The sequence below is a fragment of the Leifsonia williamsii genome (assembly GCF_030433685.1).
GTDB lineage: Bacteria > Actinomycetota > Actinomycetes > Actinomycetales > Microbacteriaceae > Leifsonia > Leifsonia williamsii.
This window is the reverse complement of the sequence record NZ_JAROCF010000001.1, coordinates 344,866-368,614: the sequence shown is the minus strand read 5'-3', so window position 1 is coordinate 368,614 and position 23,749 is coordinate 344,866. Positions and strand designations below refer to the sequence as shown.

Below are 23,749 nucleotides of genomic sequence, written 5' to 3'. Positions count from 1 at the left end.
CACCGAGAGGGGCGCACATGAGCGAGACGACCGATGCCGCCTTCGCCAGGGCCCTGATCGCGGCAGGACCGAGCCCGGAGCGCGGCCAGCGCCTCCACCTCTTCGGCCAGCTCGTGGGGTCGTGGCGCGCCGAGACCCGGCTGCTCGACGAGGCGACCGGCGCCTGGCGGGAGTCGACGGCCGACTGGATCTTCGCCTACACGCTCGGCGGCCTCGCCGTGCAGGACGTGCTGGTCCCGGCCGACGGTGAGGCCGGCGCCGCCCGCGGCACGACGGTCCGCGTCTACGATCCGACGCTCGGCGGCTGGCGGGTGAGCTGGTTCGGCGCGGCGGCGGGCGACTTCTGCACCCTCGTCGCCAACGCCCATCACCGCGACGGCATCCGGCAGGACGGCACGCAGACCGACGGCCGGCCGATCCGCTGGAACTTCTCGGGCATCACGGACGAGTCCTTCGAGTGGGACGGCTGGGTCTCCGACGACGACGGCCGCACCTGGTGGCTGGAGCAGCACATCGACGCCGTCCGGACGGCCTGACCGCGGGTGATGCCGTGTTCGACGACTTCGACGAGCCGGAGCTCGACCGCAGCGTCTGGCTCCCGCACTATCTGCCAGCGTGGAGTTCGCAAGGCGCCTCGCGCGCGACCTACCGCATCCACTCCTCCCGCCTCGAGCTGACCATCCCGCCGGAGCAGGGTCTCTGGGCGGAGGGCGTGCACGAGACGCCGCTGCGGGTGTCGGGTCTGCAGACCGGCAACTACTCGGGCCCGGTCGGCTCGACGATCGGCCAGCAGCCGTTCCGCGACGGATTGACCGTGCAGGAGGCGCAGGAGGAGTTCCGCGGCTGCCTCGTCGGCGGCGGCGCCCGGGAGGCGCGGGCCGGGCTGCGGGCCTCCCTGCACCTCTCGCCGCGGTCGATGGCGTCGCTCTGGCTGATCGGCTTCGAGGATCAGCCGGAGCGCAGCGGTGAGCTGTGCGTGATGGAGGTGTTCGGTCGGGACATCGCGCGCGACCAGGCGCTCGTCGGCATCGGCTTCCACCGCTTCCGCGACCCGGGGCTGGCGGAGGACTTCGCGCGCATCCCGGTCCCGATCGACGTCACCGAGCCGCACGCGTACGAGGCCCGCTGGGACGACTCCCGCGCCGCCTTCCTCGTCGACGGCCGGGTGCTGCGCCTTCTCGACGCGCCGCCCGCCTATCCGTTGCAGCTGATGCTGGCGGTGTTCGACTTCCCCGAGTGGAGCGACGGGAGGGACGGCCACCTCGTCCCGCGCCTCAGCGTGGACCGCGTGTGGGCGAACTGATGCCCCGGCCGGCATGGGCGACGGCAGTTATCCACAGCTTCATTCACAGGTGGAGAATATGAGCGCTTCTCACAGCTGACCCGAAGCTTCGGCGCCGGTCTCGGCGTAGAGCGCGGGCAGCTGGAGCGTGAGCCACGGGCTGAAGGCCCACGGTGTCGCGTCCACGGCCGTCAGCAGCACGCGCGGGTCGACCCACTCCCACTCGGCGACCTCGGCGGGGGAGGGTGCAACCTCGCCGACGATGGTCGCCGTGTAGACGGGGCAGATCTCGTACTCGACGATGCCGGCGGCGTCGACCGCGCGGTAGCGGAAGTCGGGGAGCGCGAGCGCCAGGTTGTCGATCCGCGTGCCGAGCTCGTCCTGCGCCCGCCGGACGACCGCATCCTCGATCGCCTCGCCCGGAGCCGGGTGACCGCAGAACGAGTTCGTCCAGACTCCCGGCCAGGTCGCCTTCCCGAGCGCCCGCCGCGTCACGAGGATGCGGCCCTCCCCATCGAAGAGGTGGCACGAGAAGGCGAGGTGCAGCGGCGTCTGGGTGGTGTGCACCGTGGCCTTGTCGGCGGTGCCGATCGGGGTGCCGTCCTCGGCGAGCAGCACGACCTCTTCGCGGCCGGAGCGGCTCGTCGGGGGAGTCATGCTTTCAGCCTACGCCGGGCGCTCCCAGCCGAGATTCCCGGCCATCCGCTCGAGCGTGCGCATGGTGGTCGCCCAGTCCGCGGGGTCGATCCCGTCGGCGAGGGAGGCGCGGACCTGCTCCACCCGCTGCTCGGCGGCGTCGTGCGCGGCCCGCCCCTCGTCGGTCAACGTGGCGCGGTCGCCGTCGAACCACACCCAGCCGCGCTCGGTGAAGTCCGCGAGCGTGCGCTCGATGCGGCGCGGGCGGTGGTGGGGGTGCGGGCCGAAGGGGCGGCCCGGGAAGTCCCTTCTGCCGAACCAGGGTCCGGCCGGCCCGAAGCCGGGGCGCCCGAAGCCCGCTCGCGGGTCGAAGTGACGGCGCAGGTCGGCACCGAAGCCCCGCAGGAACCCGCGCTCGAACCCGCGCTCGAAGGCGGCCTCGGTGCCGGGGTGGTGGTCGTGGTGGTCGCGCTCGTCGTGGCGGTCGTGCTGGTGGTCGTGCTGTCCGCGCTCGTCGTGGTGGTGCGGGTGCTCGTCGTGGTGCTGCGGGTGCTCGTCGTGGTGGTGCCCGTGGTGGTCGTGGTGCTGCGGATGCTGGTCGTCCTGGCGCTCGTGGTCCCGGCCGTACTCGTGGCGGCGGTCGTCGGGGTCCTGGCGGTGATCGTCATGGTGCCACGCGTCGCCGTGCACACGCTCACCGCCTCCGCGCGGGCCTGTCTCGCGGAAGTCGGGGTCCTGGCGGCGGAACCCGGGATGCGGGCGTCCGCCGCGCCACTCCGGGCGTCCGTACCAGCCGGGGCGGCCTTCTGAGGCGGACTCGGCGCGACCGTGCCGGCGCCCGCGTGGCAATCGGTCGGCCAGCTCCTGCGCGGTGGCGGGACCGTCGGCGAGGAGGTGGAGGATGCGCCAGCTGCCACGGCGGAGGTCCTGCTCGGCGAGCGCGTCGCGCATCCGCTCGCGCAGGCGGCTCTGGATCTCGCCGAACCAGTATCCGGGCGGCATGTCGGGCCCGGAGGCGCCGGGGGTGTTCGAATCGTCGATGTTCGTCATCGTTCGACCTTTCTGTTTGCATGTACTGATACAACTGAATGTATAGTTACATACATGTCGGAGCATGGTCAAGACCAGCAGGGTTCGCCCTCGGCGGACGTCATCGCGATGATCGAGGCCGCGCTCGCCGCGCTGCGCCGCGACCCCCGCCGCCGCGGCCCGTGGGGTCCGCACGGCGCGGGCCCGTACGGCCCGGGCGCCCACGGCGCCGGCCAGCATGGTCCGTGGGAGGGCGCCCCCGGCCACGGCCCCCGCGGCGCTTGGCCGGGACGAGGAGGCTGGCCGGGCCCCCATGCCGGCCACGGCCCCGGCGACGCGCACGCTTCGGGCGACGCGCACGCCGCCGGCGACCCGCACGCCTCGGGCGGCGCAAACTCCTCCGGCGACCCGCACGCCACAGGCGCGCACGACGTATCCGATGCCGCGTCCACGGGCAACGCCAGCGCCGGCAGGGGCGCACCCGGCGAACCGAACCTCCCGCAGGGCGCCTTCGGCGACGACCCGCGCCGGCGAGAGGCCGACCGCTCGCGCGGCGCAGCCCGCGGACGCGACGCCGCCTTCGGCCGCATGGCACGCTTCCGTATGCTGGAGGCGCTCGAGGCCGCCGACAGCGCCGGACGTCCGCTCTCGGTCAGCACCCTGGCGGCCGCGATCGGCGTCGATCAGCCGCGCGCGAGCCGGCTGGTGCAGGAGGGCGTTGAGCGCGGCCACGTCCGCCGCGTGCCCGATCCCTCCGACGCGCGGCGGGCGCTGCTCGAGCTCACCACCGCCGGGCGCGCCCAGCTCTCGGAGGTCCGCTCGCACCGCCGGACCGCCGTCGAGGCGGCCCTCGCCGACTTCACCCCCGAGGAGGCGCAGACCTTCGCCACCCTCTTCGCGCGCTTCGCCCAGTCCTGGCCGCGCGCCTGACCGTCCCTCTCTGACCCGGCTTCGCCATCCGCCCCGCCCACCGGCCGACCGGCACCCCGTCGGAAAGGGAGGAGATTCGGCCTCTCCCGGCCAGAATCTCCGGACTTACCCGCACTTCACCGGCGTGTCGGGCGAAGTCTCCTGCATTACCAACCACCGACCCCGATGCGCGCCCGGCCGCCCAACCCCGACCCCCGCGCTCAGCGCCCAACGCACCCAACCGGGCCTACCGCACCGCCTTCACCGGCACCAGCAACGCCAGCCCCACCGCGAGCACCAGCACGATCGCCAGGATCCCCCAGAACTGCGCCCCGCCGATCGCGACGAACACCGCGAACAGCGTCGGCGCCAGGAACGACACCGCCCGCCCGGTCGTCGCGTACAGCCCGAACACCTCGCCCTCACGTCCGGCCGGTGTGACGCGTGCCAGGAAGGTCCGGCTCGCCGACTGCGCCGGCCCCACGAACAGGCACAGCACCAGCCCACCCACCCAGAACGCCGTCGCGCCCAGGTCGTGCGTGAAGAAGACCGCCGTGCCCGCGATGATCAGGCCGATCAGCGACGTGACGATCACCGCCTTCGGTCCGAAGCGGTCGTCCAGCCTCCCGGAGAGGAGGGTGCTGACACCGGCGACCACGTTCGCCGCGATCGCGAACACGATCACTTGGCCGCTGGTGAAGCCGAACGTGCCCTGCGCCAGGATGCCGCCGAACGTGAACACGCCGACCAGCCCGTCACGGAACAGCGCGGACGCGATCAGGAACAGGACGGTGTTCCTGCTCTCCTTCCACAGCCTCCCGATGTCCCTGACGAGCACCGCGTACGACTCGAAGAATCCGACCCGCCTGGTCCGCGCGTTCGGTGTCATCTCGGGCACGACGAACAGCACAGGCAGTGAGAAGACCAGCGTCCACAGTGCCGCGATCAGCGCGATGATGCGGATGTTCAGCCCGCCGTCCTCCGGGACGTGCAGCAGCCCGCCGGTGCCGTCGTCGTTGCCGGTCACCATCCCGAAGTAGACGATCAGGAGGAGCACGATGCCCCCGAGATAGCCCGCGCCCCAGCCGATGCCGCTGACCCGGCCGACCGTCCGCGGCGTCGACACCTGCACCAGCATCGCGTTGTAGTTGACCGTGGCGATCTCGTAGAACACCGTGCCGATCGCGACCAGCGCCACGCCGAGCAGGAAGTACGCCGGCGAGCCGACGACGAAGAACATCAGCGCGGTCGCGACCACGACGGCCCCGGTGTTGATGCCGAGCCAGAGCTTGCGCCTCCCGGAGCCGTCGGTGCGCCTCCCCAGTACCGGCGCGAGGATCGCGACCACGGCACCCGCCAGTCCAACGCCCCACGCCAGTCCGCTGGAGAGCGTGGCGACCGCCGCCTCGTACGCGGTGTGCGCCGGTCCCGAGCCCGACGTCTCGGCATCCCGAGCGGCGACGACCGGAGGGTCCACGAACAGGCTGCTCGTCAGGTACACCGTGAAGACGAAGGTCGTGATGACCGCGTTGAAGGCCGCGCCTCCCCAGTCCCACGCCGCCCACGACACCACCCACCGGCGGGGGATGCGGCGGTCGGCCGCGCTGTCGGCGAAGAGCGGGGTCGCGGTGGTCACCAGGGCGTCGTCGCCCGCACCACGGCCTCCCGGATGGTCGGTCGTCATGGGGACAGCGTAGGGCCGGGCGGGGAACGGAGGGTGAACGACGCGACGCTCACGCCGGGCCCCAGAGCGTGAGCTTCTCGGGGTTGCGCACCGCCCGGATGCCCGACACCACGCCGTCGCGGACGCTCAGCGTGATGACGCCCGTGATGCGGTCGCCCTGCACCTCGACGAAGCCGAGACCGTCGGCGGTCTCGCGCGGCTCGAGCCTCGCCTCCGGGAACTTCTCGACGAGCCCGAGGATGAACCGGGCCACGTTGTCCGCGCCGTGCACGGGCCGCCGCGCCGCGCTCACGATGCCGCCGCCGTCGGAGGTCAGCACCACCTCCGGATCGAGAACCGCGACGAGCTGGGCGAGGTCACCACCGTCCGTCGCCGCCGCGAAGGCGCGCACCACCCGGTCGTGCTCGGCACGCGCCACCGGCTGCTCGCGCCCCTCCCGGACCCGTCGCCGCGCGGAGGTCGCCAGCTGGCGACAGGCGGCGGGGGAGCGGCCGACGGTCTCCGCGATCTCGTCGAAGGGCATCCCGAACACGTCGTGCAGCACGAAGGCGACGCGCTCGGCCGGGGTCATCGATTCGAGCACGAGGAGGAGGGCCATGCTCACCGAGTCGTCCAGCGTCACCCGGTCGAGCGGGTCGGCGGGTGCAGACGCCCCCGCGAACGCATCGGACGGCACGGGCTCCGGGAGCCACGGCCCGACGTACCGCTCGCGCCGCGCCCGCGCCGAGCCGAGCACGTCGAGGCACACCCGGCTCGCGACCCTGGTGAGCCAGGCGGCGGGCGACTGGATCGCATCGCGCTCGGCGGCCGTGAGGCGGTACCAGCGCGCATATGTCTCCTGCACGGCGTCCTCGGCCTCGGACACCGTGCCCAGCATCCGGTACGCGAGCGCGAGCAGGTGCCGCCGCTCGGCGATCACCGCCTCGTCGACCGTCACCGCATCCTCCTGAACCATGCCGTCCCCTTCCGTCTCGACCATTAAGACGGATCAGCAAGCCCCGGTGTGACTTTCCACCTCACATTCCTGCATTCCACTTCGTCAACAGGGGTATGGACAACACACCTCTCCGCCGGGCGCTGCTCGCGCTCGGCGTCGCCCTCGGGGCGTACGTGGGCGGCTGGGCCTTCGCGGCGCCGGACGCCTTCTACCGCTCCTTCCCCGGATTCGGCCTGCACTGGATCGACGTCGACGGCCCCTTCAACGAGCACCTCATCCGCGACGTCGGCGCCCTCTACCTCGGCCTCGGCGCCGCCAGCCTCGCCGCGGCGCTCTCCCGCTCCGCCCAGCCGGGGAGGGTCGTCGGGCTGGCCTGGGCGGTGTTCGGCGTGCTGCACTTCGGCTATCACGCCTCCCACCCCGAGGGGTCGGCCGGAGACATCGCCGGCGCGCTCGTCTCGCTCGGGTTGAGCGCCCTCCTCGGCCTGGCCCTGCTGCTGCCCGTCCGCAAGCACACCGTCACAAAAGGCCGCCCGACCGCAGCGGAGGTGCTCCGATGAGGGTCGCCGTCGCCGGAGGGACGGGCGTCGTCGGCCGCCACGTCGTCACCGCCCTGCAGCAGGCCGGCCACGAGCCGGTCGTGCTCAGCCGCTCGCGCGGCGTCGACCTGACCGGAGGCCCCGCGGCCGTCGACGCCGTCGCGAAGACGCTCGCCGGCTGCGCCGCCGTGGTGGACGTCGCGTCCGTGGAGACGCTCAGCGGCTCGGTCTCGAAGCGCTTCTTCCGCAGTGTCACGCAGACCTTGCTGACAGCGGAGCGCTCCGCCGGCGTCCCGCATCACGTCGCGCTCTCGATCATCGGCGCGGCGGAGGCTCCCGCCGCCTATTACGCCGGCAAGGCCCTCCAGGAGCAGCTCGTGGAGGAGTCGGGCACCGGCTGGAGCATCCTCCGCGCCACCCAGTTCCATGAGTTCGCCGCGCAGCTGGCCGGCCGGGGCAAGCCGGGCCGGCTGCGGATCGTGCCCGCCATGACCTCGCAGCCGGTCGCCGCCGCGGAGGTCGGAGCGGCGCTCGCCGGGATCGCGGTGGGTGAGCCCCGCGGCCGCGCGGGCGACATCGCCGGCCCGCGTGTCGAGGACATGCCGACGCTCGTGCGCCGCTACCTCGCCGCGATCGGCGACGGCGGACGGGTGCTCGCCGTACCGCTGCCGGGGCGCTGGGGCCGTGCGCTGCGCGACGGCACTCTCCTCGCCGGCCCGGCCGCGCGCCTCGGCACGCAGACGTTCGACGCCTGGCTCACGGAGGTGGAGCGGGTGCCGAGTGCCGAGTAGCCCCGACGCGGGGTGGAGGTGGAGGCGGGGTGCGGTTACACGCGCTGAGGCAGCGTGTACTGCACCCCGCCGGTGTCGCCGCGCACCTGACGGTGCAGCCCCTCCATCGTCACGTCGAGCTGTCCGGCGGTGCTCGCGGCGGCGGTGAGGTCGCGCAGGAGGGCGCCCGGCACCTCCCCGTCGTACTTGTAGTAGATCTTGTGCTCGAGGCTCGCCCAGAAGTCCATGGCGACCGTGCGCAGCTGGATCTCGACCGGCACGTCGACCGGGCCGCCGCTGAGGAACACGGGAACCTCGACGATCACGTGGAGGCTCTTGTAGCCGTTCGGCTTCGGGTGGGCGATGTAGTCCTTCACCCGCAGGACCCGCACGTCCTCCTGCGCGGTGAGCAGCTCGAAGACGCGGTAGACGTCGGAGACGAAGGAGCATACGATCCGCACGCCGGCGATGTCCGTGATCGCGTCGCGGATGGCCTCGAACGACGGCTCGCAGTTCTTGCGGACCACCTTCTGCTCGATGCTCTCCGCCGACTTGAGCCGGCTGGAGATGTGCTCGATCGGGTTGTAGTCGTGCAGCTCGGCGAACTCCTCGCGCAGGATGGACACCTTCGTCGAGATCTCGTCGATGCCGAACTTGTACGGCATGATGAACCGCGCGAAATCGGCCCGGAACGCCTGCACCTCGCTCAGCGTGTCGGGGTCGATGCTCTGCAACGCCTCGATCGCCCGCGACGAGAGCAGCGGCCCGCCGTGCTCGCCGGCGAGCGGCGCGGGCCCGGTGAACGGTCCCTGGGGTGCGGGGGCGGCGTCGGCGTCGAGGTCCTGCGGCATGGTCTCACGGTAGCGACGGCGGTTGTGGAGGCGGTGTGAATCGTCGTCGAATCGTGACACTCACCCACGCCCCCGCACCTCCCCCGCCTTCCGCAGCAGCACCTCCCGCTCCCGCTCGTTCCCGGCGAGCCCCGCGGCCGCGGTCAGCTCGGCAGCCGCCTCCTCGTGCCGCCCGAGCTGGGCCAGCAGCTCCCCGCGCACGCTCGGGAGGAGGTGCGAGCCGCGCAGCGCGCCCTCCGCAGCCAGGCGGTCGACGATGAGGAGGGCGGACGCCGGCCCGGTCGCCATCGAGACGGCGGCCGCGCGGTTGAGCTCCACGATCGGCCCCGGCGCCACCCTGCCGAGGATCTCGTACAGCAGAACGATGCGCGCCCAGTCCGTGGCCTCGACGCTCGGGGCGATCGCGTGGCATTCGGCGATCGCTGCCTGCAGCGCATACGGCCCGCGCCCGCGGCCCAGCGCGTCGGCCCGGGCGAGCGCCGCCCTGCCGCGCGCGATCTGGGCGCGGTCCCAGCGGGTGCGGTCCTGGTCCGCGAGCAGGACCGGCGTGCCGTCGGGGGAGGTGCGCGCGGCGAAGCGCGACGCCTGCAGCTCCATCAGCGCCACGAGCCCGTGCGCCTCCGGCTCACGCGGCAGCAGCGCCGCGACCATCCTGCCGAGGCGGAGCGCCTCCTCCGCCAGCTCGGCTCGCACCCAGCGGTCGCCGGAGGTGGCGGCGTAGCCCTCGGTGAAGATCAGGTAGACGACGCTCAGCACCGCGCCGAGCCGGGCGGTCCACTCGGCCGGGTCGGGTGTCTCGAAGGGCACCCGCGCCTCCGTGATCGTCTTCTTCGCCCGGACGATCCGCTGCTGCACGGTCGCGACCGGCACGAAGTACAGGCGGGCGATCTCCTGCGTGGTCATGCCCGCGACGACCCGCAGCGTGAGGGCGATCTGCGCCTCCCTCGAGAGCACGGGGTGGCACGCCGTGAACACGAGGCGCAGCACGTCGTCGGGGATCGGCTCCCAGTCGTCCTCGGTCGTGTCGTCGAGGTCGTGGGCCAGCGCCCGGTACCGCTCGTCGAGCCGGTCGCGGCGGCGCCAGTGGTCGATCGCGCGGCGCTTCGCGACCGCGGTGAGCCAGGCGCCCGGATTCGCCGGGACGCCGTCGCGCGGCCACTGGCCCAGCGCCTCCACGAGCGCCTCCTGCGCCAGATCCTCGGCGAGGCCCACGTCGCCGGTGACGCGCGCGAGGGTGGCGACGATGCGGGCGCTCTCGATGCGCCACACCGCCTCCACCCGCGCGGCGACGTCGGACATGCCCGGATCAGGCCTTCTCGCCGAGCTCGGCGCGCCAGCCGGCCTCCTTCTGGAGGTACTCGTTGTCCTCGTACCCGGCGAAGTCGCTCTCGTCGGTCACGCGGCGCACCTCCAGCTTGGATCCGGGGCCGAGCGGGCAGCGGCTCGCCCACTCCGCCGCCTCCTCCTTGGACCCGACCTGCAGGATCCAGAAGCCGTTGAAGAGCTCGTGGGTCTCGCCGTAGGGGCCGTCGGTGACGGTCGGAGGCGTGGTCGAGAAGTCGACCACGAACCCGGTCGTCGCCACGTCGTCGGACAGGCCCTCGCCCGCCAGGAGTACGCCGGCGTTGATGAGCTGCTCGTTGTACGTGCCCATGGCGGTGATGACCTCGTTGAAGTCCATCTCGTCGTAGGCGTCCTTGGCGGCGTCGGTGGCTCGCATGATCAGCATGTATTTCATGGGGTTCTCCTTGCGTCCTCGCATCAGCGTGTGTGCGTCCGGGGGCGCCCCGTCGGCGCCCTCCTACTATCGCGTCGAACGGCGACGCCCGCGATCGACACCTGTGCAGAAGTTTTTTCTCCACGACCTCGAACAGCACCGTCGCCGTGCCGCCACCGCGTGTGCTTCAGTGTGCCCATGAGCGGGTCAGGCGGCGCAGCGGCGCCGTTCAACGGGCGCCTCGCCATCCTCCTGGCGATGGCGATGTTCGTGCTGGTCGTCGACACATCGCTGATGAACGTGTCGATCTCGGCCGTGGTGCGCGACCTCCACACGACGGTGAGCGGCGTGCAGAGCGCCATCGCATTGGAGGCGCTGGTGTCGGCGGCCTTCATCCTGATCGGCGGCAAGACGGGCGACCTGATCGGCCGCAAGCTCGCCTACATCCTCGGGCTGCTCGGCTACGCGGTGGGCGCCATCGCGATGACGCTGGCGCAGAACCTGAGCGCGATCATCCTGTTCTGGGCGGTCATCGGCGGGATCGGCGCCTCCCTGCTGCTGCCGGCCATGCAGTCGCTGATCCACGGCAACTTCGAGGGCGAGCACCAGAAGCGCGTCTACGCCCTGGTCGGCGCCTCCGCCGCCATCGCCGCCGCGGTCGGCCCGCTGCTCGGCGGTGTGGTGACGACGTTCCTGTCGTGGCGGGTCGGCTTCCTGATCGAGGCGCTGATCATCGCCGTGGTCCTGTCGGGCATCGGGCTCGTGAAGGACGTGCCGTACACCGGCTCCCGCTCGATCGACCTGGTGGGCGCCCTGCTGTCGGTGGTCGGCATGGGCGGCATCGTGACGGGCATCCTGGTGTGGCAGGAGGGCGGCGAACGCGTGCTCCTCCTCATCGTCGTCGGTGTGGCCGCCCTGGGCGGGCTCGTCGTCTGGCTGCTGTCGCAACGGAAGAGGGGGAGGGCGACCCTGCTCGACCCCGGGCTGTTCCGCTCCAAGCTGTTCCAGTCGGGCACGACCGGGCAGCTGCTGCAGCAGGTGGCACTGGGCGGCACGATGATCGCGCTCCCGATATACCTGCAGATGGTGCTCGAGTACAACGCGCTCTGGGCGGGCCTGTCGATCGCGCCGCTGTCCCTGAGCATGTTCGCTGTGGCCCTGATCGCCGGGAGGCTCGCCCGCGGGAGGCCCGCGAACCTGATCCTCTGGGGGTTCTGCCTGCTCGTAGTGGGTGTCGCGGTGATCATCCCGCTGGTGCCGATCGCGACCTCCGGCTGGTACCTCACGCTGCCCCTGATCATCGCGGGGTGCGGCCTCGGCCTACTGGTGTCGCAGCTCAACAACTACACGCTCTCGCCCATCTCGGACGAGCGCGTCAGCGAGGCGGCGGGCGTCAACTCGGCCGCTGGCTCCTTCGGCCTGTCGTTCGGCCTGGCGTTCGCGGGCGCGATCATGCTGGCGACGCTGGCCTCCACGTTCGGCGCGGCGAGCGCCTCCAGCACCGTCCTCGCCGGCGACGAGAAGCAGCAGGTTGCGGCCGCGCTCGAGGAGGACGCCCAGGTGATGTCGAACACGCACCTGGAGGAGCAGCTCGCCGGTCAGCCCGAGGACGTCCAGGCCGAGATCATCCGGATCAACACGGATTCGCGCCCCATCGCCCTGCAGATCGCGCTGTGCGTGCCGATCGTCGCGGGACTCGCGGGCATCGCGATCTCGCTGCGGATGCGGCGGCTCCCCGATCCGGCGCCGTCGGACACGGGGGAGCGGATGTCGCTGGGCTAGGGAATACCGACCACTCTCCCAAAGTTGAGTCAGATGTACTCAAGTTTTGGACTCCGACCTTGACAGCATCCCTCGTGGATGACAGTGTTGAGTCGTCGAGGCTCAACTCTTGACCCCATGACTTTCGTACCACGCAACATAAGGAGAGCAAGCACACATGTCACGTGCAGTAGGTATCGACCTCGGAACCACCAACTCCGTCGTCTCGGTGCTCGAGGGCGGCGAGCCCACGGTCATCGCGAACGCGGAGGGCTTCCGCACGACCCCGTCGGTCGTCGCGTTCACCAAGGACGGAGAGGTCCTCGTCGGTGAGACCGCCAAGCGCCAGGCCGTCACCAACGTCGACCGCACCATCTCGTCCGTCAAGCGCCACATGGGCACCGACTGGACTCAAGAGATCGACGGCAAGAAGTACACGCCGCAGGAGATCTCGGCGCGCATCCTCCAGAAGCTCAAGCGCGACGCCGAGCAGTACCTCGGCGACACCGTGACCGACGCGGTCATCACCGTCCCGGCGTACTTCAACGACGCCGAGCGGCAGGCCACCAAGGAGGCCGGTGAGATCGCGGGCCTCAACGTGCTCCGCATCATCAACGAGCCCACCGCCGCGGCCCTCGCGTACGGCCTCGACAAGGGCAAGGAGGACGAGCTCATCCTCGTCTTCGACCTCGGTGGCGGCACCTTCGACGTCTCCCTGCTCGAGGTGGGCAAGGACGACGACTTCTCGACCATCCAGGTCCGCGCGACCGCCGGCGACAACCGCCTCGGCGGCGACGACTGGGACCAGCGCATCGTGGAGTGGCTGATCAAGCGCTTCAAGGAGAGCACCGGCGTCGACGTCTCCAAGGACAAGATCGCGCTGCAGCGCCTCAAGGAGGCGGCGGAGCAGGCCAAGAAGGAGCTGTCGTCGAGCATGTCGACCAGCATCCAGCTGCCCTACCTCTCGCTGACCGAGAACGGCCCGGCCAACCTCGACGAGACGCTCTCGCGCGCCCAGTTCGAGCAGATGACCAGCGACCTCCTCGACCGCACCAAGAAGCCGTTCCAGGACGTCATCCGCGAGGCCGGCATCAAGGTCGGCGACATCGCGCACGTCGTGCTCGTCGGTGGATCGACCCGCATGCCCGCCGTCTCCGAGCTCGTCAAGCAGGAGACCGGCAAGGAGCCCAACAAGGGCGTGAACCCGGACGAGGTCGTCGCCGTCGGCGCCGCGCTGCAGGCCGGTGTCCTGAAGGGCGAGCGCAAGGACGTCCTCCTCATCGACGTCACCCCGCTGTCCCTCGGCATCGAGACCAAGGGCGGGATCATGACCAAGCTCATCGAGCGCAACACGGCCATCCCGACCAAGCGCAGCGAGACCTTCACCACGGCCGACGACAACCAGCCGTCCGTCGCGATCCAGGTCTTCCAGGGCGAGCGCGAGTTCACCCGCGACAACAAGCCGCTTGGCACCTTCGAGCTGACCGGCATCGCGCCGGCCCCGCGCGGCATCCCGCAGATCGAGGTCACCTTCGACATCGACGCGAACGGCATCGTGCACGTGTCCGCCAAGGACAAGGGCACCGGCAAGGAGCAGTCGATGACGATCACGGGCGGCTCCAGCCTCCCGAAGGACGACATCGAGCGCATGGTGCGCGAGGCGGAGGAGCACGCGGCCGAGGACAAGAAGCGCCGCGAGTCCGCCGAGACCCGCAACCAGGCCGAGCAGCTCGTCTACTCGATCGAGAAGCTGATCAAGGAGAACGAGGACAAGCTCCCCGAGGACGTCAAGAACGAGGTCCAGGGCGACGTCGACGGTCTCAAGACGGCTCTCGCCGGAGACGACGACGAGGCCGTGAAGACCGCGTTCGACAAGCTCAACGCCAGCCAGCAGAAGCTCGGCGAGGCCATCTACGCCTCGGCGCAGGCCGACGCGTCGGCCCCGTCCGGCGAGCAGCAGGCCGAGGGCGAGCAGCCGTCCGGCTCCGACGATGAGGACGTCATCGACGCCGAGGTCGTCGACGACGAGGAGAAGAAGTAACCATGTCCGACCAGAACCCCAACGGGCAGGGCTCGAACGAGCCCGAGCGCGAGGAGCCGATCATCCGCGACAAGCGCAGGATCGACCCCGAGACCGGCAAGGTTCGCCAGCCGGACGCCGAGGGTGCGGATGCGGCCGCCGACCACGACCTCTCGCACGAGGAGCTCGTCGACGTCGGGCCGGGCGAGGAGCAGGAGGGGACCGTCCTGTCGGACGACGACCTCGACATCCTCTCCGGCCAGACGACGGCGGAGCAGCTCGCGCAGGAGCGGCTCGGCGACCTCCAGCGGGTCACCGCGGAGTACGCCAACTACCGCAAGCGCACCGAGGCCAACCGCGAGATCGAGCGCGAGCGGGCGGTGGGTGAGGCCGTGAAGGGCCTCATCCCCGTGCTCGACGACCTCGAGCGGGCCGAGAAGCACGGCGACCTCCCCGAGGGCAGCGCGTTCGCGAGCATCGCGGCCAAGCTGCGCACCTCGGTGGAGCGTCTGGGCCTCACCCCGTACGGCGAGAAGGGCGAGCCCTTCGACCCGCAGATCCACGAGGCGATCTTCCAGCAGCCCACCCCGGACGTGACGACGGACACCGTCGCCGAGGTGGTCGAGACCGGCTACCGGCTGGGTTCGACCACGGTCCGCGTGGCCAAGGTCGTCGTCTCGGTGCCGGCCTGACCGGCACGACGCACGCGATGACGGAGCGGCGGGGCACACGTCCCGCCGCTCCTCCATCCCCGCAGACCACACCATCCATGTCCACACCCACGACCACGACAGACTGAGAGAGGAGGCGCCGTGGCAAGCCAGGACTGGTTCGACAAGGACTTCTACAAGGTCCTTGGCGTCTCCAAGGACGTCAGCGAGGCGGACCTCAAGAAGACCTACCGCAAGCTCGCACGCAAGTACCACCCTGACTCGAACCCGGGCGACGCCGCCGCGGAGGCGAAGTTCAAGGAGATCAGCGAGGCCTACTCGGTCCTCAGCGATCCCGAGGAGCGCAAAGAGTACGACCAGGTGCGCGCGATGGGCTCCGGGGCGCGGTTCACCGCACCGGGCAGCGGCGGCCAGGGCGGCTTCGACGACGTCTTCGGCGGGATGTTCGGCGGGCAGGGCGGCCAACGCGGATACACGTTCCAGCAGGGCGGCTACCCCGGCGGCGGCCAGTTCGACGACGTGCTCGGCGGCCTGTTCGGCAACGGCCGGTTCGGCCAGACGAGTGGAGGCTTCCGCGGCTACGGCGGCCCGACCCGCGGCCGCGACGTGACCGCCCACACCACCATCGACTTCATCACGGCCACCAAGGGCGAGACGATCACCCTCCAGGCCTCCGACGGCAAGCCGATCAAGGTGAAGATCCCCGCCGGCGTCGCCGACGGCCAGAAGATCAAGCTGCGCGGCAAGGGCCAGCCGAGCCCCGACGGCGGCGAGCCCGGCGACATCGTGCTGACCGTGTCGGTGCGAAAGCACCCGGTGTTCGAGCGCGACGGCCTCAACCTGCGCGTGAACGTGCCGGTGACCTTCGCGGAGGCCGCGCTCGGCGCGACCATCGAGGTCCCGACGCTCGGCGGCGACCCGGTCAAGCTGCGCGTCGCCCCCGGCACCCCGAGCGGCCGCGTGCTGCGTGTGAAGGGTCGCGGCGTGGAGACGTCGAAGGGCACCGGCGACCTGCTCGCCGTGGTGCAGGTGGCGGTCCCGTCGCACCTGTCCGACAAGGCGAAGGAGGCGCTGGAGCAGTTCGCCGGCACGCTCCCGGACGAGAACCCGCGCGACGACCTCCTCGCCAAGGCGCGGAGCTGACGATGGACGAGCACAGCCCGGTCTTCGTGATCTCGATCGCGGCCGAGCTGGCGGGGATGCACCCGCAGACCCTCCGCCAGTACGACCGGCTCGGCCTCGTCTCGCCCGGCCGCACGGCGGGCAAGTCCCGCCGCTACTCGATGCGCGACATCGAGAAGCTGCAGGAGATCGCCCGCCTCGGCAGCGAGGGCGTGAGCCTGGAGGGCATCCGCCGCATCCTCGAACTCGAGGACCAGGTGCGCGACCTGCACGGCCGCGTCCGCGAGCTGGAGTCCGCCCTCGCCGACGAGCTCCTCAACCGCCCCGGCCGCCGCGTCTTCGCCGCCGGCTCGGAGGGCGAGGTCGTGACGCTGCGCGCGGGCACCCGCACGCGCCGCAGCAACCAGGTCGTCGTCTGGCGGCCACTGGAGCGCTGAAACCGCCCTTCGTCGTCCGCAGGTAATGTGGGTGCGCGGCGCTGCTCACGAGGCGGGGCCGTACCCGCATCGCACTCGAAGACCCCACGAGGACGTGACCATGAGAGCCCTGTACAAGTCCGCGGCCGCACCCGGCCTGGAGCTGGTCGAGCGACCGGAGCCGCAGATCGGCCCGGAGGACGTGAAGATCCGGGTCCTGCGCACCGGCATCTGCGGCACCGACCTGCACATCCAGCGCTGGGACGACTGGGCCGCCTCCGCCGTGGCCGCGCCGCTCATCCCCGGCCACGAGTTCTACGGCGAGGTCGTCGAGGTCGGCGACCTGGTGCACGACGTGGAGGTCGGTGACCTGGTCTCCGGCGAGGGCCACATCGTCTGCGGCACCTGCCGCAACTGCCGCGCCGGCCGCCGCCAGATGTGCATCCGCACCAAGGGCGTCGGCGTGCAGCGCGACGGCGCCTTCGCCGAGTTCCTCGTGCTGCCCGCGACCAACGTGTGGGTGCACCACAGCACCATCGAGCCGGAGGTCGGGGCGCTGTTCGACCCGCTCGGCAACGCCGTGCACACCGCGCTCGCCTTCCCGGTCGTCGGGGAGGATGTGCTCGTCACCGGCTGCGGCCCGATCGGCCTCATGGCGATCGCCGTCGCCCGGCACGTCGGCGCCCGCTTCATCGTCGGCACCGACGTGAGCGCCAACCGCCTCGAACTGGCGAAGGGGATGGGCGCCGACTACACGGTCGACGTCTCGTCCCACGACATCCACGAGGCGCAGCGGGCGCTCGGGATGCGGGAGGGCTTCGACGTCGGCTTCGAGATGAGCGGCGCGCCCACCGCGCTGCCGCGCATGATCGAGAACATGAACCACGGCGGCCGGATCGCGATGCTCGGCCTGCCCGCCGAGCGCATCGCGATCGACTGGGGCATCGTCGTCACCCACATGCTCACCCTCAAGGGCATCTACGGCCGCGAGATGTTCGAGACCTGGAACGCGATGGGCGCCATGCTGCAGACGTCGCAGACGCTGCACGACGCCGTCGCCTCCATCGTCTCCGACCGCTTCCCCGCCCGCGACTGGGAGCAGGGATTCGCGGCCGCGGCGTCCGCCGGCGGCGGCAAGGTCATCCTCGACTGGACGGAGGTCTGATGTACGGGTCGTTCCGCGAGCACCTCGCGACGCAGCTGAACGAGATCGAGGAGGCGGGGCTCACCAAGCGCGAGCGCAGCATCCACGGTCCGCAGAAGGCGCTGATCACGGCCGACGGGCAGGAGGTGCTCAACTTCTGCGCCAACAACTACCTCGGCCTCGCCGACCACCCGGCGCTCCGCGAAGCGGCCAAGCGCGCCCTCGACGACGACGGCTACGGGATGGCGAGCGTGCGGTTCATCTGCGGCACGCAGGACCAGCACCTCGAGCTGGAGCGCCGGGTGTCCACGTTCCTCGGCACAGAGGCGACCATCCTGTTCTCGTCGTGCTTCGACGCCAACGGCGGCGTGTTCGAGACGCTGTTCACCGCCGACGACGCGATCGTCTCCGACGAGTTGAACCACGCCTCGATCATCGACGGCATCCGGCTCTCGAAGGCGCAGCGCTACCGCTACCGCAACCGCGACATGGCCGACCTGCGCACGCAGTTGGAGGCCGCTCGGGAGGCGCGAGCACGCTTCACGGTCATCGTCACCGACGGCGTCTTCTCGATGGACGGCTACATCGCCCCGCTGCGCGAGATCTGCGACCTCGCCGACGAGTTCGGCGCGCTGGTCTTCGTCGACGACTCGCACGCCGTCGGCTTCGTGGGCGAGCACGGCCGCGGCACGCCGGAGTTCTGCGGCGTCGCCGACCGCGTCGACATCTACACGGGCACCTTCGGCAAGGCGCTGGGCGGAGCGTCGGGAGGCTACGTCTCGTCCCGCCAGGAGGTGGTCGACCTCCTCCGCCAGCGCTCGCGCCCGTACCTGTTCTCGAACACGCTCGCGCCCTCGATCGTGGCCGGGACGCTCGCGGCCCTCGACCTCCTGGAGCAGTCGGATCACCTCCGCGCCCAGCTCGTCGAGAACGCGGCCCTGTTCCGCCGGCTGATGACCGAGGCGGGCTTCGATCTGCTGCCGGGCGAGCATCCCATCGTCCCTGTGATGTTCGGGGATGCCGCCCTCACCGCCCGCATCGCCGACGGCATGCAGCGTCACGGCGTCTACGTCACCGCCTTCTCGTACCCGGTGGTGCCGAAGGGCCGCGCGCGCATCCGCGTGCAGCTGTCTGCCGCGCACACCGAGGAGGACATCCGCCGCTGCGTGGAGGCGTTCATCGCCGCGCGCGACGAGGCGCAGCCGGCCGCCTAGCCGTCGGGCACAGGAAAAACGTCGACCCGGCCACTGATTCACGACATCTTTCCTGTGCTCGCGGGCTAGCGTGTCCGAGGGAAGGAGGCGGCATGATCGTCGACAACGCCGTCTACGTGGACGGCAGGCGCACCTCTCCGGTGACCTTGGAGGACACCTTCGAGACGGTGCGCGACCGCGGTGGCTTCGCCTGGATCGGCCTCTACCGGCCGACCGAGGAGGAGCTGGGCGCCGTCGCGGCCGAGTTCGACCTCCCTCCGCTCGCCGTCGAGGATGCGCTCAGCGGGCACCAGCGCGCCAAGCTCGAGAAGTACGGCGACTCCACCTTCGTCGTCCTGCGCCCCGCCTCCTACGTCGACGAGACCGAGAAGGTGGAGTTCGGCGAGGTGCACGTCTTCCTCGGCGAGGGTTACCTCATCACGGTGCGCCACTTCGACAAGCCCGACCTGGCGGAGGTGCGCCACCGCCTGGAGGCCGACCCCGCCCTCCTCGCGCACGGCCCGATCGCCGCCCTCTACGGCATCCTCGACCAGGTCGTCGACCAGTACTCACCGGTCCTGGCCGGCCTCGAGAACGACATCGACGAGATCGAGGACCAGCTCTTCAACGGCGACCGCGCGGTCTCCCGCCGCATCTACGAGCTGTCGACGGAGGTCATGATGTTCCAGCGCGCGGTGAACCCGCTGCGCGATGTGCTGCAGACGCTGCGGGAGGCCCTGGCGGCGCACGGAGCCGACGACGGGCTGCGCAACGGCTTCCGCGACGTCGACGACCACGTCATTCGCGTGACGGAGCGCGCCGACGGCTTCCGGCAGATCCTTCAGAACGCGCTCATGGTTCACACCACGCTGGTCGGCCAGGCGCAGAACGACGAGGTGAAGAAGATCTCGGGCTGGGCCGCCATCCTCTTCACCCCGACGCTGGTGGGCACGATCTACGGCATGAACTTCGACCGGATGCCCGAGCTGCACTGGCGCTACGGCTACCCCTTCGCGCTCGTCCTGATGCTGGGGCTGGGCATCGGGCTGTACTGGGCGTTCAAGCGGAAGGGGTGGATCTAGCGGGTCGCCCGCCCGGGTGCCAGCTCCGCGAACCGCACCCGCAGCCCCGCTACCATCGCCTCCAGCCCGGCCTCGAACGCCCCGTCGGCGGGAGGCGCGTCCCCGATCGCCCGCGCCCGCGCGGCGTAGGCCGCCGCGAACGCCGGGACCGCCTCCTCCTCACCCGCCGGGTCGAACATGTCGCCGGGGGCGATGGCGTCGAGCGCCGAGCCCAGGATGAAGGACTCGACCGCGACGATGGCCGGCAGCACCTCCGCCTCCGGCCATCCGCCCGCCACCATCGCCGCCACGACCGTGTCGTACATGCGCATCGTCCGGCGGGCGCCGGTGAGCGGCATGGTCGCCAGCATCGCGATGGTGGGTGGATGGGCCGCGAAGGCGACCCGGTACGAGTGCGCCCAGTGCAGCATCGCCGCGTCCCACGGCTCGGTCGCGAAGGCGCTCACATCGATGCGGTCGCTGACCAGTTCGCGGACGGCGGCGATCACGTCGTCCTTGCCGTCGACGTGGTTGTACAGGGCGCTGGGCCGCACGCGCAGCGCCTGCGCCAGCCGTGCCATCGTGAACCCCTCCTGGCCGCCCTCGTCGAGGAGGCGGAGGGCCGCGTGCGCGATGAGATCCCTGGTCAGCACGGTCGTGGTCGGGCGGCCGACGCGACGGGCTGAGCGGCTGGTTCCTCCGGTGGGCTTCCGCTCGGGCACGATCACACCCTAGTATCTGACGAAATAAAAGAACGGCGTTCATTTTGTGGGACGGCCGTCGGGAAGCGGAGGTGGGATGGGCGTCACGGTCTTCGTCGGGGGCACTGTCCTCTCCAGCTATCGCAGCGACGCCTCCGCGACCTCCGCTCTCGCCATCGACGACGGCCGTGTCGTCGCGCGCGGCGCCCAGGCGGAGGCTCTGCGGGGCCGGGCGGCGGAGGTCGTCGACCTCGCCGGAGGCGTGCTCGCGCCCGCCTTCGGCGACGGCCACGCGCACCCGGTGCAGGGCGGCCTCGAGAAGCTCGGGCCGCAGGTGCGCTCGTGCGGCAGTGTGGAGGAGATCGTCGCGTGCGTCCGGGAGTGGGCGCAGGCGCATCCCGAGCTCGACTGGATCTACGGCGGCAGCTACGACGCCACCCTCGTCTCCGAGGGGCTCTTCGACGCCCGCTGGCTCGATGAAGCGGTGCCCGACCGTCCGGTCGTGCTGCGCGCCTGGGACTACCACACCGTGTGGGTGAACTCGGAGGCGCTTCGCAGGGCGGGCATCGACGCGAGTACGCCCGAGCCCGCGCTCGGCCGCATCCCGCGCCGCGAGGACGGCAGCCCGCTGGGCATCCTGCAGGAGCCGGGTGCCGTCGATCTGCTGCTCGCCGCCGAGCCCGGCCGGACCCACGAGGAGCGCGTGGAGGCGCTGCGCCTGGCGACCGCCGAGTACGCGGCTCTCGGCGTCGCCTGGCTGCAGGATGCGTGGGTCGAGCCCGCCGACCTGGAGGCGTACCTCACGGCATCCAAGCGCGGCCTCCTCTCGACCCGGGTCAACCTCGCTCTGCGGGCCGACCCCGAACGCTGGCGCGACCAGGTGCCGGAGTTCGTGGAGGGCCGCCGCCGCGTCGAGGAGCTGGCCGACCGCCTCCTCACCGCCGGCACCGTCAAGGTCTTCGTCGATGGCGTCATCGAGAACCGCACCGCCGCGATGCTCGATGACTACGCGGACGCCCCCGGCGACCGCGGCCTCCCGAACTGGGACGCCGACGCCCTCCGCACGGCCGCCATCACGTTCGACCGGCTCGGCTTCCAGCTGCATCTGCACGCGATCGGCGATGCCGCCTGCCGCACCGCCCTCGACGTGTTCGAAGCGGTGGAGGCGCAGAACGGCCCGCGGGACCGTCGCCCGGTGATCGCGCACGTGCAGCGCGTCGATCCGACCGACCTGGCGCGCTTCGCCCGGCTGGGCGTCATCGCGAACTTCGAGCCGCTCTGGGCGCAGCTCGACCCGGTGATGCTGGCCCTCACCCTGCCCCGGCTGGGCCCGGACCGCGAGCTGCAGTACCCCATCCGCAGCCTCCACGACGCCGGCCGCATCTCGTTCGGCAGCGACTGGCCGGTCAGCGACAACGACTGGCGGCCGGGCGTCGCCACCGCCGCCACCCGGCAGACCGCCGACCGCATCCCCCACGGCGGCTGGCAGGCCGCCGAACGCCTCCCGCTCACGGACGCGCTGGAGGCCTACTCCTCCGGCGTCGCCCACCAGGCCTACGCCGACGCCGCACGCGACCTCGTGTGGCTCGACCGCGACCCCCGCACCATGGACCCGCACGACCTGCGCTCCGTCCGCGTGCTCGGCACCTGGGTGGAGGGCGCGCGCCGCACCTGACCGGCCGCCGCCCCTCCGTTTCACCGCACCATCCGGCACCGCCTCCTTTCACCGCACCATCCGGCACCACCTCCCCTGCACCACCGCACCATCGGCTCCACCCTCCCCCGACCCGATGCACCACCTCACGCAGAGAGGCCCCACCGCATGACTCAGACCGACCTCCCGACGGCGCCACGGCTCAAGCGCGCCCTCGGACCCACGGCGCTCCTCCTCTTCGGGCTGACGTATCTCGCGCCCGTCACCGTGTTCACGACGTACGGCATCGTGACCGAGACCACCGACAATCACCTCCCGTCGGCCTATGTCGTCGCGCTCGTCGCCATGCTGTTCACCGCACTGAGCTACGGCGCGATGGCGCGGAGGTACCCGGTCTCCGGCTCGGCGTACACGTACACGCAGCAGGCGTTCGGCGGCCACGTCGGCTTCCTCACCGGGTGGACGCTGATGCTCGACTACCTGTTCCTCCCGATGATCAACTTCCTGCTCATCGGCATCTACCTGAACACGCAGTTCCCCGCGGTGCCGCAGTGGGTGTTCGCGCTCGCGGCGCTGCTGCTCGTGCTGCTCTTCAACGTGCTCGGCATCACCCTCGTCAACAAGCTCAATGTCGCGATCGTCGCCCTGTCCGTCCTGCTGGTGGTCGTCTTCGCCGTGCTGTCGATCAAGGAACTGGTGGCGAATCCCTCCGCCGACACCCCGAGCCTCATCGAGCCGTTCCTCCCCGGATCCGGCGGTCTCGGCCCGATCTTCGCCGGAGCAGCGGTGCTCGCGCTGTCGTTCCTCGGCTTCGACGCCGTGTCGACGCTGTCGGAGGAGGCGAAGAACCCCAAGCGCGATATCCCCCGCGCCATCCTCCTCACCACGCTCGTGGGCGGCGCGATCTTCATCGTCGTCTCCTGGCTCGGCGCCCTCGTCTACCCGGACTGGCGGGCCTTCGCGGACGTCGACTCGGCCGGCGTCGACCTCATGGCGAAGGTCGGCGGCACCTTCCTCACGTCGTTCTTCGTCGCCGTGTACGTGGTCGGCGCTTTCGGCTCGGGCATGACCACGCAGGTCAGCGTGTCCCGCATCATCTACTCGATGGGTCGCGACCGGGTGCTGCCGGCGGTGTTCGGGAGGCTGCACCCGCGCTTCCGGACGCCGTGGTTCGCCGCGCTCGTCGTCTCCATCGTGTCCCTGCTGGCGCTGGTCCTGACGCTCGACGTCGCGGCGACCATGATCTCGTTCGGCGCCCTCGCCGCCTTCTCGATGGTCAACCTGTCCGTGATCCGGACCTTCCTCTTCCCGGCGGAGGGGCGGGAGCGGCCGTCCGCCGGGGAGTGGGTGCGCTACGGCGTGCTGCCGGCCATCGGCTTCCTGCTCACGGTGTGGCTGTGGACGTCGCTGACGGCCACCACCTTCATCGTCGGCATCTCGTGGATCGTCATCGGCGTCGTCTACCTGGCGGTGCTGACGCGCGGCTTCCGCCGCCGCCCTCCTGTCATGGACTTCAGCGAGAAGGCCGGCGACGAGGAGTACGCGCACAACTGATTCTCGACCACACCCATTCAGGGGACGAAGCGTCCCGATTCTGACGCGCCGCGGCCGATGTGCCGCGGCGCGTCGGCGTGTCGGCACGCAAGCCTGCC

At 71.2% G+C, this 23,749-nt stretch carries 23 protein-coding genes; 15 read left to right on the top strand and 8 right to left on the bottom strand.

Annotated elements, in window-relative coordinates:
- Positions 1–17: 17 nt before the first annotated feature.
- Together P5G50_RS01590 and P5G50_RS01585 are read left to right on the top strand one after the other, a co-directional pair.
- Positions 18–536 (top strand): hypothetical protein, encoded by a 519-nt coding sequence (locus P5G50_RS01590; RefSeq protein WP_301209943.1) that lies wholly within the window; start codon positions 18–20, stop codon positions 534–536.
- A 14-nt stretch (positions 537–550) separates the two neighbouring features.
- Positions 551–1,303 carry a glycoside hydrolase family 16 protein gene (locus P5G50_RS01585; RefSeq protein ID WP_301209942.1) on the top strand — a complete coding sequence of 251 codons (753 nt, stop codon included), beginning with the start codon at positions 551–553 and terminating at the stop codon, positions 1,301–1,303.
- A gap of 69 nt (positions 1,304–1,372) precedes the next feature.
- On the opposite strand, the gene idi is transcribed toward P5G50_RS01585, so the two are convergent.
- Positions 1,373–1,939 carry an isopentenyl-diphosphate Delta-isomerase gene (idi, locus tag P5G50_RS01580; protein WP_301209941.1) on the bottom strand — a complete coding sequence of 189 codons (567 nt, stop codon included), beginning with the start codon at positions 1,937–1,939 and terminating at the stop codon, positions 1,373–1,375.
- 9 nt (positions 1,940–1,948) lie between these two features.
- The gene (locus tag P5G50_RS01575) at positions 1,949–2,968 is read right to left on the bottom strand and encodes a hypothetical protein (protein WP_301209940.1); all 1,020 of its coding nucleotides are present in this window, start codon (positions 2,966–2,968) and stop codon (positions 1,949–1,951) included.
- Between the two features lie 54 nt (positions 2,969–3,022).
- Between P5G50_RS01575 and P5G50_RS01570 the strand changes: the two genes are divergently transcribed.
- On the top strand, positions 3,023–3,877 hold the full coding sequence (locus tag P5G50_RS01570; RefSeq protein WP_301209939.1) for a MarR family winged helix-turn-helix transcriptional regulator: 855 nt from the start codon (positions 3,023–3,025) through the stop codon (positions 3,875–3,877).
- Positions 3,878–4,103: 226 nt separating this feature from the next.
- On the opposite strand, the gene P5G50_RS01565 is transcribed toward P5G50_RS01570, so the two are convergent.
- Together P5G50_RS01565 and sigJ are read right to left on the bottom strand one after the other, a co-directional pair.
- The gene (locus P5G50_RS01565) at positions 4,104–5,540 is read right to left on the bottom strand and encodes an MFS transporter (protein WP_301209938.1); all 1,437 of its coding nucleotides are present in this window, start codon (positions 5,538–5,540) and stop codon (positions 4,104–4,106) included.
- 49 nt (positions 5,541–5,589) lie between these two features.
- Positions 5,590–6,495: an RNA polymerase sigma factor SigJ gene (gene sigJ, locus P5G50_RS01560; RefSeq protein ID WP_301209937.1), complete on the bottom strand. Its 906-nt coding sequence runs from the start codon at positions 6,493–6,495 to the stop codon at positions 5,590–5,592.
- A gap of 95 nt (positions 6,496–6,590) precedes the next feature.
- Here sigJ and P5G50_RS01555 point away from each other — a divergent pair, with 95 nt between their 5' ends.
- Positions 6,591–7,037: a hypothetical protein gene (locus P5G50_RS01555; protein ID WP_301209936.1), complete on the top strand. Its 447-nt coding sequence runs from the start codon at positions 6,591–6,593 to the stop codon at positions 7,035–7,037.
- Positions 7,034–7,807, top strand: a complete 774-nt coding sequence (locus P5G50_RS01550; RefSeq protein WP_301209935.1) for an SDR family oxidoreductase — start codon at positions 7,034–7,036, stop codon at positions 7,805–7,807. The genes P5G50_RS01555 and P5G50_RS01550 overlap by 4 nt, the downstream gene beginning before the upstream one ends.
- A gap of 35 nt (positions 7,808–7,842) precedes the next feature.
- On the opposite strand, the gene P5G50_RS01545 is transcribed toward P5G50_RS01550, so the two are convergent.
- Genes P5G50_RS01545 through P5G50_RS01535 form a run of 3 tightly spaced genes read right to left on the bottom strand, consistent with a single transcriptional unit; the run spans position 7,843 to position 10,375 of the window.
- Entirely contained in the window at positions 7,843–8,637 is a 795-nt protein-coding gene (locus tag P5G50_RS01545) for a GTP pyrophosphokinase (RefSeq protein ID WP_301209934.1), read from the bottom strand.
- 60 nt (positions 8,638–8,697) lie between these two features.
- Positions 8,698–9,936: an RNA polymerase sigma factor gene (locus P5G50_RS01540; RefSeq protein WP_301209933.1), complete on the bottom strand. Its 1,239-nt coding sequence runs from the start codon at positions 9,934–9,936 to the stop codon at positions 8,698–8,700.
- A 7-nt stretch (positions 9,937–9,943) separates the two neighbouring features.
- Positions 9,944–10,375 carry a YciI family protein gene (locus tag P5G50_RS01535; RefSeq protein WP_301209932.1) on the bottom strand — a complete coding sequence of 144 codons (432 nt, stop codon included), beginning with the start codon at positions 10,373–10,375 and terminating at the stop codon, positions 9,944–9,946.
- A 177-nt stretch (positions 10,376–10,552) separates the two neighbouring features.
- Between P5G50_RS01535 and P5G50_RS01530 the strand changes: the two genes are divergently transcribed.
- The 8 genes from P5G50_RS01530 to corA all read left to right on the top strand — a co-directional run bounded on the left by P5G50_RS01530 (position 10,553) and on the right by corA (position 19,763).
- On the top strand, positions 10,553–12,136 hold the full coding sequence (locus tag P5G50_RS01530) for an MFS transporter (protein ID WP_301209931.1): 1,584 nt from the start codon (positions 10,553–10,555) through the stop codon (positions 12,134–12,136).
- Between the two features lie 157 nt (positions 12,137–12,293).
- Positions 12,294–14,156 (top strand): molecular chaperone DnaK, encoded by a 1,863-nt coding sequence (gene dnaK, locus P5G50_RS01525; RefSeq protein WP_301209930.1) that lies wholly within the window; start codon positions 12,294–12,296, stop codon positions 14,154–14,156.
- A 2-nt stretch (positions 14,157–14,158) separates the two neighbouring features.
- Complete coding sequence (locus P5G50_RS01520) at positions 14,159–14,827, top strand: nucleotide exchange factor GrpE (RefSeq protein ID WP_301209929.1); 669 nt, start codon at positions 14,159–14,161, stop codon at positions 14,825–14,827.
- A 120-nt stretch (positions 14,828–14,947) separates the two neighbouring features.
- Positions 14,948–15,949, top strand: coding sequence for a DnaJ C-terminal domain-containing protein (locus tag P5G50_RS01515; protein WP_301209928.1), 1,002 nt, complete (start codon positions 14,948–14,950; stop codon positions 15,947–15,949).
- Between the two features lie 2 nt (positions 15,950–15,951).
- Positions 15,952–16,365: a heat shock protein transcriptional repressor HspR gene (locus tag P5G50_RS01510; protein WP_301209927.1), complete on the top strand. Its 414-nt coding sequence runs from the start codon at positions 15,952–15,954 to the stop codon at positions 16,363–16,365.
- Positions 16,366–16,465: 100 nt separating this feature from the next.
- Positions 16,466–17,509: an L-threonine 3-dehydrogenase gene (gene tdh, locus P5G50_RS01505; RefSeq protein ID WP_301209926.1), complete on the top strand. Its 1,044-nt coding sequence runs from the start codon at positions 16,466–16,468 to the stop codon at positions 17,507–17,509.
- A complete protein-coding gene (locus P5G50_RS01500; RefSeq protein ID WP_301209925.1) occupies positions 17,509–18,702 on the top strand; it encodes a glycine C-acetyltransferase in 1,194 nt (397 codons plus the stop codon). Before tdh ends, P5G50_RS01500 begins: the two co-directional genes overlap by 1 nt.
- Before the next feature lie 92 nt (positions 18,703–18,794).
- Positions 18,795–19,763 carry a magnesium/cobalt transporter CorA gene (corA, locus tag P5G50_RS01495; protein WP_301209924.1) on the top strand — a complete coding sequence of 323 codons (969 nt, stop codon included), beginning with the start codon at positions 18,795–18,797 and terminating at the stop codon, positions 19,761–19,763.
- Here the strand turns inward: corA and P5G50_RS01490 are convergent.
- The gene (locus tag P5G50_RS01490; protein WP_301209923.1) at positions 19,760–20,464 is read right to left on the bottom strand and encodes a TetR/AcrR family transcriptional regulator C-terminal domain-containing protein; all 705 of its coding nucleotides are present in this window, start codon (positions 20,462–20,464) and stop codon (positions 19,760–19,762) included. The genes corA and P5G50_RS01490 overlap by 4 nt on opposite strands.
- A 76-nt stretch (positions 20,465–20,540) precedes the next feature.
- Here P5G50_RS01490 and P5G50_RS01485 point away from each other — a divergent pair, with 76 nt between their 5' ends.
- Complete coding sequence (locus tag P5G50_RS01485; RefSeq protein WP_301209922.1) at positions 20,541–22,118, top strand: amidohydrolase; 1,578 nt, start codon at positions 20,541–20,543, stop codon at positions 22,116–22,118.
- Between the two features lie 147 nt (positions 22,119–22,265).
- Entirely contained in the window at positions 22,266–23,651 is a 1,386-nt protein-coding gene (locus P5G50_RS01480; protein ID WP_301209921.1) for an APC family permease, read from the top strand.
- Positions 23,652–23,749: the final 98 nt, after the last annotated feature.

What these genes read in the sequence shown, in the direction of transcription:
- P5G50_RS01480 (WP_301209921.1), top strand. Translation starts at nt 22,266, where the DNA reads ATGACTCAGACCGACCTCCCGACGGCGCCACGGCTCAAGCGCGCCCTC.
- P5G50_RS01565 (WP_301209938.1), bottom strand. Translation starts at nt 5,540, where the DNA reads ATGACGACCGACCATCCGGGAGGCCGTGGTGCGGGCGACGACGCCCTG.
- tdh (WP_301209926.1), top strand. Translation starts at nt 16,466, where the DNA reads ATGAGAGCCCTGTACAAGTCCGCGGCCGCACCCGGCCTGGAGCTGGTC.
- P5G50_RS01575 (WP_301209940.1), bottom strand. Translation starts at nt 2,968, where the DNA reads ATGACGAACATCGACGATTCGAACACCCCCGGCGCCTCCGGGCCCGAC.
- P5G50_RS01550 (WP_301209935.1), top strand. Translation starts at nt 7,034, where the DNA reads ATGAGGGTCGCCGTCGCCGGAGGGACGGGCGTCGTCGGCCGCCACGTC.
- P5G50_RS01485 (WP_301209922.1), top strand. Translation starts at nt 20,541, where the DNA reads ATGGGCGTCACGGTCTTCGTCGGGGGCACTGTCCTCTCCAGCTATCGC.
- P5G50_RS01535 (WP_301209932.1), bottom strand. Translation starts at nt 10,375, where the DNA reads ATGAAATACATGCTGATCATGCGAGCCACCGACGCCGCCAAGGACGCC.
- P5G50_RS01510 (WP_301209927.1), top strand. Translation starts at nt 15,952, where the DNA reads ATGGACGAGCACAGCCCGGTCTTCGTGATCTCGATCGCGGCCGAGCTG.
- dnaK (WP_301209930.1), top strand. Translation starts at nt 12,294, where the DNA reads ATGTCACGTGCAGTAGGTATCGACCTCGGAACCACCAACTCCGTCGTC.
- P5G50_RS01590 (WP_301209943.1), top strand. Translation starts at nt 18, where the DNA reads ATGAGCGAGACGACCGATGCCGCCTTCGCCAGGGCCCTGATCGCGGCA.
- P5G50_RS01540 (WP_301209933.1), bottom strand. Translation starts at nt 9,936, where the DNA reads ATGTCCGACGTCGCCGCGCGGGTGGAGGCGGTGTGGCGCATCGAGAGC.
- corA (WP_301209924.1), top strand. Translation starts at nt 18,795, where the DNA reads ATGATCGTCGACAACGCCGTCTACGTGGACGGCAGGCGCACCTCTCCG.
- P5G50_RS01500 (WP_301209925.1), top strand. Translation starts at nt 17,509, where the DNA reads ATGTACGGGTCGTTCCGCGAGCACCTCGCGACGCAGCTGAACGAGATC.
- P5G50_RS01520 (WP_301209929.1), top strand. Translation starts at nt 14,159, where the DNA reads ATGTCCGACCAGAACCCCAACGGGCAGGGCTCGAACGAGCCCGAGCGC.
- P5G50_RS01530 (WP_301209931.1), top strand. Translation starts at nt 10,553, where the DNA reads ATGAGCGGGTCAGGCGGCGCAGCGGCGCCGTTCAACGGGCGCCTCGCC.
- idi (WP_301209941.1), bottom strand. Translation starts at nt 1,939, where the DNA reads ATGACTCCCCCGACGAGCCGCTCCGGCCGCGAAGAGGTCGTGCTGCTC.
- sigJ (WP_301209937.1), bottom strand. Translation starts at nt 6,495, where the DNA reads ATGGTTCAGGAGGATGCGGTGACGGTCGACGAGGCGGTGATCGCCGAG.
- P5G50_RS01570 (WP_301209939.1), top strand. Translation starts at nt 3,023, where the DNA reads ATGTCGGAGCATGGTCAAGACCAGCAGGGTTCGCCCTCGGCGGACGTC.
- P5G50_RS01545 (WP_301209934.1), bottom strand. Translation starts at nt 8,637, where the DNA reads ATGCCGCAGGACCTCGACGCCGACGCCGCCCCCGCACCCCAGGGACCG.
- P5G50_RS01555 (WP_301209936.1), top strand. Translation starts at nt 6,591, where the DNA reads ATGGACAACACACCTCTCCGCCGGGCGCTGCTCGCGCTCGGCGTCGCC.